The organism is Micromonospora sp. NPDC048986 (assembly GCF_040649335.1).
Lineage (GTDB): Bacteria > Actinomycetota > Actinomycetes > Mycobacteriales > Micromonosporaceae > Micromonospora > Micromonospora alfalfae.
Window position 1 is genome coordinate 374,327 of the sequence record NZ_JBEZFJ010000003.1, and the last position, 13,811, is coordinate 388,137.

The 13,811-nt window shown below is 70.7% G+C and carries 12 protein-coding genes; 1 reads left to right on the forward strand and 11 read right to left on the reverse strand.

Translation table 11 applies throughout. The annotated features are described in order from the left end of the window. Nucleotides 1–31 precede the first annotated feature (31 nt). The 6 genes from AB0B94_RS09590 to efeU all read right to left on the reverse strand — a co-directional run bounded on the left by AB0B94_RS09590 (nucleotide 32) and on the right by efeU (nucleotide 7,884). Complete coding sequence (locus tag AB0B94_RS09590; protein WP_357270725.1) at nucleotides 32–1,846, reverse strand: LpqB family beta-propeller domain-containing protein; 1,815 nt, start codon at nucleotides 1,844–1,846, stop codon at nucleotides 32–34. Beyond that, nucleotides 1,843–3,600 carry an MtrAB system histidine kinase MtrB gene (mtrB, locus tag AB0B94_RS09595; RefSeq protein WP_357270728.1) on the reverse strand — a complete coding sequence of 586 codons (1,758 nt, stop codon included), beginning with the start codon at nucleotides 3,598–3,600 and terminating at the stop codon, nucleotides 1,843–1,845. The genes AB0B94_RS09590 and mtrB overlap by 4 nt, the downstream gene beginning before the upstream one ends. A gap of 12 nt (nucleotides 3,601–3,612) precedes the next feature. Further along, nucleotides 3,613–4,302 carry an MtrAB system response regulator MtrA gene (gene mtrA, locus AB0B94_RS09600; protein WP_030331519.1) on the reverse strand — a complete coding sequence of 230 codons (690 nt, stop codon included), beginning with the start codon at nucleotides 4,300–4,302 and terminating at the stop codon, nucleotides 3,613–3,615. A 223-nt stretch (nucleotides 4,303–4,525) separates the two neighbouring features. After that, complete coding sequence (gene efeB, locus AB0B94_RS09605) at nucleotides 4,526–5,803, reverse strand: iron uptake transporter deferrochelatase/peroxidase subunit (RefSeq protein WP_357270731.1); 1,278 nt, start codon at nucleotides 5,801–5,803, stop codon at nucleotides 4,526–4,528. A gap of 25 nt (nucleotides 5,804–5,828) precedes the next feature. Continuing rightward, nucleotides 5,829–6,962 (reverse strand): iron uptake system protein EfeO, encoded by a 1,134-nt coding sequence (gene efeO, locus AB0B94_RS09610; protein WP_357270734.1) that lies wholly within the window; start codon nucleotides 6,960–6,962, stop codon nucleotides 5,829–5,831. Nucleotides 6,963–6,984: 22 nt separating this feature from the next. Continuing rightward, on the reverse strand, nucleotides 6,985–7,884 hold the full coding sequence (gene efeU / locus AB0B94_RS09615; protein ID WP_357270737.1) for an iron uptake transporter permease EfeU: 900 nt from the start codon (nucleotides 7,882–7,884) through the stop codon (nucleotides 6,985–6,987). Between the two features lie 138 nt (nucleotides 7,885–8,022). Here efeU and AB0B94_RS09620 point away from each other — a divergent pair, with 138 nt between their 5' ends. Next, nucleotides 8,023–8,169, forward strand: coding sequence for a hypothetical protein (locus AB0B94_RS09620; RefSeq protein ID WP_167493764.1), 147 nt, complete (start codon nucleotides 8,023–8,025; stop codon nucleotides 8,167–8,169). A gap of 202 nt (nucleotides 8,170–8,371) precedes the next feature. On the opposite strand, the gene ahcY is transcribed toward AB0B94_RS09620, so the two are convergent. From ahcY to AB0B94_RS09645, 5 genes are all read right to left on the reverse strand, one after another. Continuing rightward, the gene (ahcY, locus tag AB0B94_RS09625; protein WP_091394012.1) at nucleotides 8,372–9,871 is read right to left on the reverse strand and encodes an adenosylhomocysteinase; all 1,500 of its coding nucleotides are present in this window, start codon (nucleotides 9,869–9,871) and stop codon (nucleotides 8,372–8,374) included. 279 nt (nucleotides 9,872–10,150) lie between these two features. Then, entirely contained in the window at nucleotides 10,151–11,314 is a 1,164-nt protein-coding gene (gene manA, locus AB0B94_RS09630; protein WP_357270740.1) for a mannose-6-phosphate isomerase, class I, read from the reverse strand. A gap of 3 nt (nucleotides 11,315–11,317) precedes the next feature. After that, nucleotides 11,318–12,319, reverse strand: a complete 1,002-nt coding sequence (locus AB0B94_RS09635) for a cation diffusion facilitator family transporter (protein ID WP_357270743.1) — start codon at nucleotides 12,317–12,319, stop codon at nucleotides 11,318–11,320. A gap of 67 nt (nucleotides 12,320–12,386) precedes the next feature. Then, complete coding sequence (locus AB0B94_RS09640; RefSeq protein ID WP_091394020.1) at nucleotides 12,387–13,583, reverse strand: SIS domain-containing protein; 1,197 nt, start codon at nucleotides 13,581–13,583, stop codon at nucleotides 12,387–12,389. After that, nucleotides 13,580–13,765, reverse strand: coding sequence for a Trm112 family protein (locus AB0B94_RS09645; RefSeq protein ID WP_091394023.1), 186 nt, complete (start codon nucleotides 13,763–13,765; stop codon nucleotides 13,580–13,582). Before AB0B94_RS09645 ends, AB0B94_RS09640 begins: the two co-directional genes overlap by 4 nt. Between the last annotated feature and the right edge of the window lie 46 nt (nucleotides 13,766–13,811).

Here is a 13,811-nt window from a genome sequence, read left to right on the forward strand (position 1 = left end):
GGCGAGGTCCGACCAGAGCCCGCTCACCACGTCAGTAGAGGAAGAACGGCGCTGACGGGTTGCTCGGCCGGACACCGCTCGGCACCGGGGCGATGTCGCGTACCCGGCCGGGTTCGATCCGTTCGAACGGGCTGCTGCGGTAGGCCACCCCGTTCGCCTCGTACATGTACGCCCCGCTGGGCGCCCGCACACTGCGGTTGGTCGGGTACGCGGTCAGGTGGGTGACCTTGGCGCCGAGGTCGGTCCGCAGCGGCGTCTCCAGGGCGCCGTCGACACTGATCTCGTAGATCGCCGGCTGGCCGACCGACCCCGCCACCACCAACTGGTCCTCCCTGCCCCAGTCGACAGCCGTCGGGTTGTTCAGCGAGGTGACCAACTCCCGGGGCGGGCCGACGGAGGCCCCGCCGCCGTCGAGGTTGACCGCGGCGACGTAGAGACGGCCGCCAGCGATGAGCGCCACCCGCTGGCCGTCCAGCGCGGCGGCCACCGCGGTGACCGCGGCGGAGGGCAGGTTGAGCGGCACCGGATACATCCGGGCCGCCTCGTCGAACCGGTAGAGCTGCCCGTCGGCCACCACCAGGCCGCGGCTGGGGCGGTTGTCGACGGTACGCAGCCAGACCGGCCGGCCGATCGAGGAGTACTCGGTGCCGCTGCGGCTGATCACGGAGACCGGGTCGACGCCGGTGCCCACGGCGAGTCGGTACCGGTTCTTGCCGCTGCCGGCGACCACCATCGCGGCGAGGATCCGGCGGTCCTTGGCCAGCCCGAGGCTGGCGGAGACGACGTTACGGTTGGCCTCGGGTGTCAACGGCACGGTGCCGCTGGGCTCGCCGTCGAAGTCGAGTGGGTGGATCGCCCCGTCGTACACGCCGAACCGCTGCGGGCTGGCGGCATACGGATAGAGCACCTGGGAGTCTCGTCGCTCGCCCAGGTCCACCACGGGCTGCGCGTTGTTACGGATCTTCAACTCCAGCTGACCGGTGAGGTCGCCCAACGACCAGGCGATCTGCGTGATCAACTGATCGATCCCGCTCTGGTCGTCACCGGACATGTCCAGGTTGACCTCCCACCGACCGTTGCCGCCGGTGGCGTTGTTGATCAGCTCGGTGCGGTCCGGCAGCCCGACGACTCCCGGGCGCAACCAGTCGGAGGGGCCGCCGACCAGCCACTTCACCACCTCGTTGACCTGCCGCTCGACCGGCACCGCCTGCGGCCGGTAGCGCTGGTCGGGCACCAGGCGGCTGCGGTCCGAACTCCAGAAGTAGATCGTCTCGTCCTGGTAATACTCGCGAAGTGCGGTGTCGCTGAGCAGCAGCACGTTGGGCGGGTTGATGATGTAGAGGCCGGCCCGGTCATCGTTGACGCCACCGTTGAAGGACGCACTGCGGAGGCCGAACTCGTACTCGGTCTCGGTCGCCACCGGTGGCGCCAGGGTGCCATTGGTCCGCAGCACCCCGATCTGCTGCACGGCGATCTTCACGGTAGTGGTCGAGTCGCTGTTGAGGGTGTAGACCGCCTCGCGCAGCCGGACCACGTTCAGCGCGACCTCGCTGCCCTTCTTGTCCTGTAGGCGGGTCTTGTCCTCCGGGGCGATGAACGCCTTGACCCGCTCGTACGCCCGATCCGGTTCGCCGGCGGCGGCGGACAGGAAGTTGCGGACGAACGTCTCGTTGACGCTGCCGCTGGCCGTCCGCGTCGGCGGCTCACTGCCCCGACTGATCACACCGGCCTCGGTCGCGGCGCCGCCCTTGCCGTCCACCCGCACGTCGGATGCCGCCGGAATGCCACAGCCGGCGCCCAGCAGCACCATCACGCCGAGGGTCCCGAGCAGAGTCGGCCGTCTCACGAGCGCACCTCCGTCCGCTGCCCGTCGCCGGCCGGAGCCGGGTCGATCGCCAGTGCCCCGCCGGTGCCGGGCCCGATGGCCAGTGGCCCACCGTCGCGGGGGCCGCCGAACGGCAGGGCGGCGTCGGCCGGCACCAGCCGCAGCGGTGAGGTGGTCAGCCGATCGCCCGCACGGGCCGGCAGGGTGAGCCGGAACTGCGCGCCCTGCCCGGGAGCACCCCACGCCTCCAGCCAGCCGCCGTGCAGCCGTGCGTCCTCCAGGCTGATCGACAGGCCGAGCCCGGTGCCCCCGGTCTGCCGAGCCCGGGACGGGTCCGCCCGCCAGAACCGGTTGAACACCAGCTTCTCCTCGCCCACCTTCAGCCCCACACCGTGGTCGCGGACGGTGATCGCCACGGCGGTCTCGTCGATGCCGAGGGTGATCAGCACCGGGCGGGCCTCGCCGTGCTCGACGGCGTTGCCGACCAGGTTGCGCAACACCCGCTCGACCCGGCGCGGGTCGACCTCGGCGATCACCGGCGTGCCCGGCAGGTCGAGTTCGATGGGTACGCCCACCCGCTCGGCCAGGCCAGCCAGCCGGTCGACCACCCGGTGCACCACCGGCACCAGGTCGGTCGGTTCGGAATCCAGCATGGCGAAGCCCGCGTCGAACCGGCTGATCTCCAGCAGGTCGGTCAGCAGCTCCTCGAATCGGTCCAACTCGGCCTGGAGCAGCTCGGCGCTGCGGGCGACCGCCGGGTCGAACTCGTCGCGCTCAGCGAAGATCAGGTCGGCGGCCATCCGGACCGTGGTCAGCGGGGTACGCAGCTCGTGGGAGACGTCCGAGGTGAAGCGACGCTGCAACCGGGACATCTCTTCCAGGCGCAGGATCTGCCGTTGCAGGTTGGTGGCCATCTGGTTGAACGACGCGGCGAGCAGGGCCAGGTCGTCCTCGCCGTTGACCACCATCCGCTGGTCGAGCAGGCCCGCGGAGAGCCGCTGGGCGGTTCGTGCGGCGACCCGGACCGGGTTTACCACCAGCCGGGTGACCAGCGCCGCGAGCAACCCGAGCAGGATCACCAGCGCGACCCCGGTGGCCACCACGGTGGCGCGGGCGTCGGCGGCGGTAACGTCCTGCCGCCCCAGCGGGACCAGATAGTAAAGCTCGATCTGGCCGAAGCGGGTGGGCACCGGCGAGCCGTAGACAAGGTATTTGGTGGTCTCACCGGTGAGTCGCCCGGTGCGGATCTGACTGGCCACCTTGCCGTCGGCGATCGCGGCTCGCAGCTCGGGGCTGATCAGCGACTGGACGTTGGCCGACGGGGAGGTGCGGGTCTGGATGTCGTTGGGGTAGTCGTCGGCGGTGATCGCCACCACCACCCCGCTGGTCTGCTGGGGGTCGCCGCCGGCCAGGTAGTTGACGGTGCCGTCGATGGTCTCCTGGAGCTGCGCCTCCTGCGGCTGCCCGTAGAAGGAGACCTGCTTGGCCGCGTAGCTGGCACCGCTGGTCACCCGCTGCCGGACGTCGCTGCGAGCGCTGTCGAGCAGGATGGTGGTGATCTTGTCAGCGATCAGGAACGCGAACCCGCCGACCAGCAGGCTGGACGCGACAAGCGTGATGGTCACGACCCGGACCTGGAGCGAGCGGCGCCAGGTCTGGTGGGCCCGACCCACCGCACGAGCGACCCGACCGCTGACCGCACGCCAGAGCTCCCCGCCGGCGCTGGGCCGGCGGGCAGCCGTACTCGGGGAGGGTGGGGGCGGCGAGGTCGACACAGTGCGACCAGGCTATCCGGTCCCTGCCTTGTAGCCCACGCCCCGCACGGTGAGGATGATTTCCGGTCGCTCCGGGTCCGGCTCGATCTTGGCCCGCAACCGCTGGACGTGCACGTTGACCAGACGGGTGTCGGCCGCGTGCCGGTAGCCCCAGACCTGTTCGAGCAGCACCTCGCGGGTGAAGACCTGACGTGGCTTGCGGGCGAGCGCGACCAGCAGGTCGAACTCCAGCGGCGTCAGCTTCACCTCCTCGTCGTTGCGGCTCACCGTGTGCGCCGGAACGTCGATGGTGATCTGGTTGTCCGGCGGCCCGATGGTGAGCATCTCCGGGGCCACGTCCTCGCCTCGGCGCAGTCGGGCCCGCATCCGGGCCACCAGCTCCTTGGGCTTGAACGGCTTGACCACGTAGTCGTCGGCGCCGGACTCCAGGCCGAGCACGACGTCCACGGTGTCGCTCTTCGCGGTCAGCATGACGATGGGCACGCCAGACTCCGCCCGGATCGACCGGGCGACGTCGATACCGCTCATACCGGGGAGCATCAGGTCAAGCAGCACGATATCGGGACGACTGTCGCGAAAGGCGGCCAACGCCCGCTCGCCGTCCGCCACAAAAGAGGGCAGGAAACCCTCACTGCGCAGCACGATGCCGAGCATCTCGGCGAGCGCGGGGTCATCGTCGACCACCAGTACGCGGGCTCTCATGGGATTAATATTGCATCCTCATTCAGTTCGGTGGGACCGGCGTCCGCCGGTAACGCTCCGCGCCGCCGTCAAACCGGTGATCGCGGTCCGCGGCGGCGGCGCCACGGCTACGGTGCCTGGCGCGCGAACGGGCCATCGCCGGGCTGCGACCATGATCCCCCTTTGGCGCCACCTGGCGCTACCGCAGGCTGGGCCGATCCGGTTGTCGCCATCCGGACGGCGGTCAGCCGAACAGCCCACGCCCCCAGTGATCCCCGCCGTCGCGTACCCCGGGAGGGCAGGCGAACACCCCGCTGGAGACGTGTCGCAGGTATTCGTTCATCACGTCGTGCCGAGCCAACTGGGTCTGGATCGGCACGAACTGACGGCGCGGGTCACGCTGGTAGGCGATGAAGAAGAGGCCCGCGTCGAGTCGCCCGAGGCCGTCCGAGCCGTCGACGAAGTTGTAACCCCGGCGCAGCAGCTGAGCGCCGCCGTTCCGACTCGGATGAGCCAACGTGACATGGGCGTGTTCGGCGATCACCGGCTTCCCGTCCGCCCCCCGGGCGGCGAAGTCGGGCTCGTCGAACTCGCCGCTGCGACCCAACGGCGCGCCGCTGCCCTTGGTCCGGCCGACGATTTCCTCCTGCTCAGCGAGGGAGGTCCGGTCCCAGGTCTCCACGAGCATTCGGATCTTGCGGGTCACCAGGTACGAGCCTCCGGTCATCCAGTCCGGCCCGTCGCCCGGCTGCACCCACAACTGGTCGCGCAGCAGGTCGGTGTCCTCGGCCTTGAGGTTAGCCGTGCCGTCCTTGAACCCGAACAGGTTACGCGCGGTGGCCTGCTCCCGGGAGGTCGACGAGGTGCGGCCGAAGCCGAGCTGCGACCAACGGACGCTCACCACGCCCATGCCGAGCCGGGCCAGGTTGCGGATCGCGTGCACCGCCACCTGCGGGTCGTTGGCACAGGCCTGGACGCAGAGGTCGCCGCCGGAGAGCTGCGGCTGCAACGCGTCGCCGGGAAACTTCGGCAGCTCGGCGAGGGCGGCGGGCCGACGGTCGGCGAGGCCGAAGCGGTCGCGCCCGTCGGCGTCGCGGAACAGCGTCGGCCCGAAACCGATGGTGAGGGTGAGCTGCGAGGGAGGCAGTCCGAGTGCTTCACCGGTGTCGTCCGGTGGGGCCTGCGGCATCCCGCCGACCGCACCCAGCACCCCGGCGTCGCGCCCCGCTGTCATCCGGGCGGCGGCGGCCGTCCACTCCTCAAGCAGTTCGACGAGTCGGGCCCGGTCCTTGGTGATCACATCGAAGGCCACGAAGTGCAGCCGGTCCTGCGCCGGGGTGACGATGCCGGCCTGGTGCTCGCCGTGGAACGGCACCGCCCCGGCCGGGTGGTCGCTCGCCGCGGCCGGACCGTGGGAGCCGTTCAGCAGCGCCCCCGCACCGGCCGCCACTCCGGCGACCCCCGCCACCCCGGCGCCGGCCAGGGTGATCGCCCGGCGCCGGGTGAACCTGCTCCCGCTCATCGACTCGACTCTTTCTGCCAGGTGATCACTTGGCGACGGCCGCGGCGACCTTGCTGATCGGCTCGGCGAGCGCGTTGATCCCGTCGGAGAGCTCCTTGAGCTCGGCCTTGCTCAGCGCGGTGTGCAGCTTCCACCCGTCGCCGGCGCGGTGCTTGCCGAGTAGCCCCTCGACGTTGGTGAACTCGGTGTCAAGCTGGGTGACCAGCTCCGGCGAGCGCTGCTGCAACGCGGGCCGCAGGGCGGACACGGCGGCCTTGGAACCTTCGAGGTTGGCGGCGAAGTCCCACAGGTCGGTGTGCGAGTAGCGGTCCTCCTCGCCGGTGATCTTGCCGCTGGCCACCTCGTCGAGCAGTTCCTTGGCACCGTTGGCGAGCTGGAGCGGGGAGAGCTTCTCGGCGTTCGCCTTGGCCACGATCTCCTTGACGTCGACCAGCAGCCGGTCGGCGATGGGGCCGTCCTTGCTGATGTCGCCGGACTGCCAGAGGTCCTTCTCGATCCGGTGGAAGCCGGTGAACTCCATCCCCTCCTCGATGACCTCCTCGCGGCCGTCGATCTTGGGGTCGAGGTCGCCGAAGATCTCGGCGACCGGCTCGATCCGCTCCCAGTAGGTGCGGGCGACCGGGTAGAGCGCCTTGGACTTCGCCACATCGCCGGCCTTGACCGCGGCGACGAACTCCTCGGTCTTGTCCAACAGCGCGGTGGTCTGGCTCTTGACGTAACGCTGGTAGTTGTCGGTGGCGTCACCCAGCGCGGCGTCGGCGGTGAGCGGCTGCGCCGAACCGCTGACCTTGAGCGCGCCCCGGATGCCCTTGCCACTCATCCCCGGCTTGCAGGCCGTCTGGTACGTGCCGGCCGGCAACTCCACGTGCAGCTCGCGGCTCAACCCGGGGGCGATGTTCTCCACCTCACCCATCACCCGGTCACCGTCGGCGTACACGTAGAACTCGGTCACCTTCGCGCCCGAATTGGTGATCTTGAAGGTGGCGGTGCCGGCGCCGAGGTCGGTCGAGCCGACCTCACAGGAGGTGTCGCTGGCCTTGACCACGATCGGTCCGCCGGACGCGGCCGAGCCACCCTTGTCGGAGTCGGAGCAGGCGGCCAGACCGGCCGTCGCCAGCACACCGGCGGCGGCCAGCGCAAAGAACTGGGTGGTACGCATCTGGGCTGTCTCTCCTCGTGGGTCAGGCACGCTGCGGCGCGGACGCCGGCTCGGCCTCGGCGCCGGTGTCGGCCCCGCGCTCGGTGACGGTGGTGGTGGTAGCGGTGGGTGCCGGCTTGGGCCGGGCCGGTCGCAGGAAGAGCAGGAGCACCGGTACGGCGTACGCGACCCAGGCGATCGTCTCCAGCACCGTGGGTGCGGGAGTCACGTTGAACATGCCGGCGAGCAGGGCCGCGTACCAGGTGCTCGGGTCGAGCGCGCCGGTGATGTCGAACGCCAGGTCGTTCAGTCCGGGCAGGACACCGGCCTCCTGGAAGTCGTGCACGCCGTACTTGAGGATGCCGGCGGCGACCAGGATCAGCAGCGCGCCGGTCCAGGTGAAGAACTTGCTGAGGTTGATCCGCAGGGCGCTGGCGTAGAGCAGCACGCCGAGGACCACTGCGGTGACGATGCCGCCGATCAACGCGAGCAGCGGGCCGCTGTCGCCGGCAGCTCCCTGGGCGGCCGAGTAGAAGATCAGCGCGGTCTCCAGGCCCTCGCGGATCACCGCGAGAAAGGCCATGCCGGCGACGGCGAGGGACCCGACGGCCAGCGCCTCGGTGAGCTTGCCCCGCAGTTCGCCACCGATGGTCCGGGCGGCGCGGCGCATCCAGAAGATCATCCAGGTCACGAAGACCACGGCGGCGACCGAGGTGATCGCCTCGAACAACTCACGATCCTCGGATCGGGACAGCAGCGAGGTCGACGTGTACTCGATCAGCCAGCCGAAGAGCACCGAGAGCGCCACAGCCAGGCCGACGCCCGCCCAGACCTGCGGCAGCCGGTCCCGGCGCTGCGACTTCACCAGGAAGGCGACCAGGATGCTGACCACCAGGGTGGCTTCCAGCCCTTCCCGCAGACCGATCAGGTAGGTGGCGAACATCCGGGCTCCGAGTAGGTTAGGCACGCCTTGGCTGACTTAGGGCAGGCATACCTTCCTCCCTGCTCAGGGCCCTCGTCAAGTTGTTCACGACAAGCTCACCCCTGTCTGCGGCGAACCCACTGTGCGAAGATCGGCGCCGTGAGGGGATTCCTGCCGTGGTTGACGGTGCTGGCCGTGGTGCTGCTGCTCAGCGCACTACGCCTGAGGGCGCTGGCCACCCTCGTCTCGCTCGGCTGGCTGGCCTGGTGCATCTGGACCTGGTTCCGCCCCACCCGCCGCACCTAACCCACCCCGCGCCCCGCCCCGCCCCGCCCCCGCCCCGCCGCCCCCGCGATCTTGCACTTTCTGCGGGGGCATATCGCGTCAAAGCCGCAAATCTCCAACCGAAACTGCAAGATCGCGGAAGTGACGGGGGCGCAGCGGGGACGGCCGTGGGGACGACGAACCGGGCCGGCTGCGAACAGCCGACCCGGTTCAGAGACGTCGATCAGTAGCGGTAGTGATCCGGCTTGAACGGACCCTCAGTGGAGACGCCGAGGTAGGCGGCCTGCTCCTTGGTCAGCGTGCTCAGCTTGGCGCCGAGCGCGCCGAGGTGCAGCCGGGCCACCTTCTCGTCCAGGTGCTTGGGCAGCACGTAGACGCCGATCGGGTACTCCTCGGTCTTGGTGAAGAGCTCGATCTGGGCGATCGTCTGGTTGGCGAACGAGTTCGACATCACGAAGCTCGGGTGCCCGGTCGCGTTGCCCAGGTTCAGCAGGCGGCCCTCGGACAGCACGATGATGGCGTGCCCGTCGGCGAAACGCCACAGGTCGACCTGCGGCTTGATGTTGATCCGCTCGACGTCGGACCGCTTGGCCAACCCGGCCATGTCGATCTCGTTGTCGAAGTGGCCGATGTTGCCGACGATGGCCTGGTGCTTCATCCGGGCCATGTGCTCGTTGGTGATCACGTCGAAGCAGCCGGTGGCGGTGATGAAGATGTCGGCCTGCTCGACCACGTCGTCGAGGGTGGCGACCTGGTAACCGTCCATCGCGGCCTGCAACGCGCAGATCGGGTCCACCTCGGTCACCACGACCCGGGCACCCTGGCCACGCAGCGACTCGGCGCAGCCCTTGCCCACGTCGCCGTAGCCCATGACGACCGCCATCTTGCCGCCGATCAGCACGTCGGTGGCGCGGTTGATGCCGTCGATGAGCGAGTGCCGGCAGCCGTACTTGTTGTCGAACTTGCTCTTGGTGACCGAGTCGTTGACGTTGATGGCCGGGAAGAGCAGGGTGCCGGCCCGGTGCATCTCGTAGAGCCGGTGCACGCCGGTGGTGGTCTCCTCGGTCACGCCCTTGATGCCGGCGGAGATCCGGGTCCAGCGCTGGCCGTCCTCGCCGAGCGAGCGGTGCAGCAGCTCGAGGATGACCGCGTACTCCTCGGAGTCGGCGGACTCGACCGGCGGGACCGCCCCGGCCCGCTCGAACTCGGCACCCTTGTGGACGAGCAGGGTGGCGTCGCCGCCGTCGTCGAGGATCATGTTGGGGCCCTGCCCGTCCGGCCAGGCGAGCACCTGCTCGGTGCACCACCAGTACTCCGGCAGGGTCTCGCCCTTCCAGGCGTACACCGGAACCCCGGCCGGAGCCTCGGGGGTGCCGTCCGGGCCGACGACGATCGCCGCGGCGGCGTGGTCCTGGGTGGAGAAGATGTTGCAGGACGCCCAGCGCACCTGCGCGCCGAGCGCGACCAACGTCTCGATCAGGACGGCGGTCTGGATGGTCATGTGCAGGGAGCCGGTGATCCGCGCGCCGGCGAGCGGCTGCGCCTCGGCGAACTCGCGACGGATCGCCATCAGGCCGGGCATCTCGTGCTCGGCGAGCTGAATCTCCTTACGCCCGAACTCGGCGAGCGACAGATCCGCCACCTTGAAGTCGCCGTCGGCGAGCGTGCTCGGCCGGGCCTCGGACGGCGTGCCGCTAGCGGACGCCGGGAGGGTGCTGGTCATGAAAGCTCCTGTCGAACGATGTCTACGCCGACCCTCCACCTTACGCGCGTCGGCGACTGGCGTCAGGCACGGTCCGCGGACAGCGCACGGGGCGGTCGGTGGTGAACGGACCTTCCCGCCCACGTCCCGCCCGCCCCGCGCATCCCCCCGGTTTGGTTCCCCCGCACGTTCTCGGACCGTCGTCACGATAACGCTGCGTACTCATAGAGTCACATTCAGGCAGGGGGACGTCAAGCTATTCCGGGAAAGTCGGACTTGTGTCTTTCACCCGAGCCGGCGTCAGCGCAGCCCGGACGTCGCCACGTACGCCACACCGGCGCCGTCGATCCGCAGCGGCGCTTCCAACGCCGTACCGATCGCCGCCTCGCCGGAGGCCAGCGTCAGCGCGCCGGCACCGTCGTCCACGGTGATCGAACCGCCGGCGCAGAGCACCACCCTGGGTCCGGGCAGCGGCAGCGTCACCGAGGGCACCGCCGCGTCGACCCGCACCCGGTGCAGCGCGAAATCGTCCACCGGCACCGGCCACCAGTCCACGCCCGGACCGACCGGCTGCGCGAGGCGCACCGGATCGTCGAGCACCTCGAAGCGCAGCACCCGCAGCAACTCGTCGACGTCCACCCGCTTCGGGGTCAGGCCGCCACGTAGCACGTTGTCGCTGGCCGCCATGATCTCCACGCCGCAGCCGCTCAGGTAGGCGTGCAGGTTGCCGGCGGGCATCCAGATCGCCTCCCCCGCCTCCAGCCGCAGGTGGTGCAACAGCAGCGCGACCAGCGCACCCGGATCCCCCGGGTACGCCCTGGCCAGCCGGCGGGTCAGCTCCGCGTCCGGGCCGTCGGCCGGCGCCGCCACCACCTCGGCCAGCAGGTCGTGACGCGTGGCGACCGGCCAGCCGAGCAGCGTCCGCACCGCCGTCCGCAACCCCGCCGGCCCGGCCCGCAACGCGGCCACCACCGGCGCCAACGCCGGTACGCCGAACGCGGCGAGCGCCTCGGCCGACTCCGCCGGATCCCGGAAACCGCAGAGCGCCTCGAACGGGGTGAGCGCGACCAGCAACTCCGGCTTGTGGTGCGGGTCGGAGTAGTTTCGCTGCCCCTCGGGGCGCCCCGCCTCCGCCGCGTAGCCGGCCTGCGCCTGTTCGGCGTCCGGGTGGGCCTGCAAGCTCAGCGGAGCGTCGGCGGCGAGCACCTTGAGCAGGAACGGCAGCCGGCTGCCGAACCGCTCGGACACCCGCTGCCCGAGCCACTGCCCTGGTTCGTCCCGCACCAGGTCACACAGGCTCACCCGCAGACCGGCACGATCCACGTGGGCCGGAGCGCCCGGGTGGGCCCCCAACCACAGCTCCGCCTCCGGGCCCGCGCTCGGCACCGATCGCCCCTGCAGGAGGGCGATGGCCGAACGCGAGCCCCAGGCGTAGTCCCGGATCGGGCCGTACAGTGGCTCCACCCGTCAGCCCCCGGGCCGCCCGGCCGGCTCGCCCGACGTGTCCTGCGGCACGGCGGTGTCCGCCGCGGCACCGGTGCCGGCCGCGGCGGCAGCGGCGCTGTAGACGTCCGGCTCCAGATAGATCACCCGGGCGACCGGCACCGCGGCGCGGATCCGCGCCTCGACGGCGTTGATGCCACGGGCCAGGTCGTGGGCGCTCTCCCACTCCGGAACGGCGATCTTGGCGGCCACCATCAGCTCTTCCGGGCCCAGGTAGAGCGTCTTCATGTGGATGATCCGCTCCACCTCGGGGCCGTCGGTGACGGCCCGCTCGATGGCCGCCAGCTCGGACGCCTCGGCGCCCTCACCGAGCAACAGGCTCTTCGTCTCGATGGCCAGCACCACGGCGATGACGACCAGCAGGATGCCGATCATCGCGGTGCCGGCGGCGTCCCACTCGCCGTTGCCGGTGATCAGCGTCATGGTGACGCCGAACAGGGCGAACACCAGACCAACCAGCGCGCCGAAGTCCTCCAGGAGCACCACCGGCAGCTCCGGCGCCTTGGCCCGGCGGATGAAACGCACCCAGGACTGGTTGCCCCGGACGTGGTTGGACTCCTTGATGGCGGTCCGGAAGGAGAACGACTCCATGATGATCGCCGACACCAGCACGACCACCGGCAGCCAGTGCCAGGACTCGATACCGCCCTTGTGATGCCACTTGTGGTACGCCTCGTAGAGCGCGAACAGGCCACCGATGCTGAACAGCACGATGGACACGATGAACGCGTAGATGTAGCGCTCCCGGCCGTACCCGAACGGGTGTTCCGGGGTTGCCGCGCGCTTCGCCCGCTTGCCACCGAGCAGCAGGAGGCCCTGGTTACCGGAGTCGGCGACCGAGTGAACCGCCTCGGCCAGCATCGACGACGAGCCGGAGAGCAGGAACGCGATGAACTTGGTGACGGCGATGCCGATGTTGGCCAGCAGGGCGGCGACAATCGCCTTCGTCCCACCGTTGGCGCTCATGCCACCGCTCCGCTTCGCCGCACGAAGCCGACCGGTCCGCGCATGACGCGCCGCCCCCTACGTTCGTTCACTGGTTCGACAGCTCCTTCATCTCGGTGATGGCCGGAACGGCCATCGGGTCCAACCCGTGTGCCAGCGCAAGGTAGATCGAGGCGAAATCCGGAACGGCGATCAGCGACGCCAGCCGCTCCAGGGCGGAGCCGCCCTCGGCGGTCACCACGTCGCACCGCACGCCACGGCGCTCCGCGAGGGTCTGCACCGCGTCCGCACGGCGCTCCTCGACGGCGAGCGGCTCGTCGGTGTCGTCCTCGGCGTTGAGGCCGCCGTCGCGCAGCAGCACCAGCCGCAGCCGGGTGCCCTCGCCGTCGTCCTCGGCCGGGTCGGCGAAGATGTCCCGCTCCCCCTCGGCCAGGCCGCCGAAGACGCCGTCGAGCAGCCCGACCCGACCCCGCCCGGCCTCACCCAGCGCTCCGGTGACCACCGGGTAGCGGGCGTTGGCCGACAGGGTGTCACCGAACCGGCGGGCCGCCACAGTGGCCAGCGGGGACGAACCCCAGACGATGGGGATCGAACCGGCCAGGCCCAGCGCCAGTGACTTCGCCGGGTTGACGAAGGACTCGGCGGCGGACCGGCAGCGGTCGGCGTCCGCGTCGAGCCGGGCCGCGGTCTCCGCCAGGTCCGCCTCGTTGACCTTCACCAGCCCGAGGGAACGCGCGGCGAGCAGAACCGGCACCGTGAGCGCCCAGAGGCTGGCGCGGGCCGGCGCACGCCGGGGCACCGGGATGAACGGCGCCCGGGCCTGCTCGGCGATCGACTGCAACTGCGAGTCCGGGGCACCCACTGCGACGAGTCGGGCACCACGGCGGTGGGCCGCCTCGGCGGCGCCGAGCGCCTCCGGGCTCCGTCCGGACGCGCTCACCGCGATCACCACGTCGGCGGCGCCCACCCAACCGGGTACGCCAGCGGAGCGGTGCCCGATGATCGGCACCGGGCAGCGTGGCCCGGCGACAGTGGCCAGCACGTCCCCGGTACGCCCGGCGGTGCCGATGCCGGCGATCACGACGGCTCGGGGCCGCCCGTCGTCGGCGAGCACCGCGAGGTTCGCCTCGGCTGCCAGCGCGGCGCTCTCGCGAACCTGCGCACCGGCCGACGCCGTGTGCCGGAGCATGCCGCCCGGGTCGGCCTCGGCCAACGCCTGCGGGTTGTCGAGCAGGGCCTCGTCGGCGTCACGGCGCCCGCTGACCCCGGCCGTACCGTCGATCATGAGGACTGCCCGGGGCCGCCGCGCGCCTCGTCGAGCAGCAGCACCGGCACGTCGTCGCGGACCTCGAAGATCCGGCCGCACTCCGTACAGGTCAACGTCTGCGCCTCGGCGTCATAGGTGAGCGGGGCGTGGTGCGTGTCCGGACAGGCAAGGATCTCGAGCAACTGCGGATCCAGGGCCATGGCGCGGCTCCTTCCACGTGTACGGCTTGACCGACGGCGGTGCCGA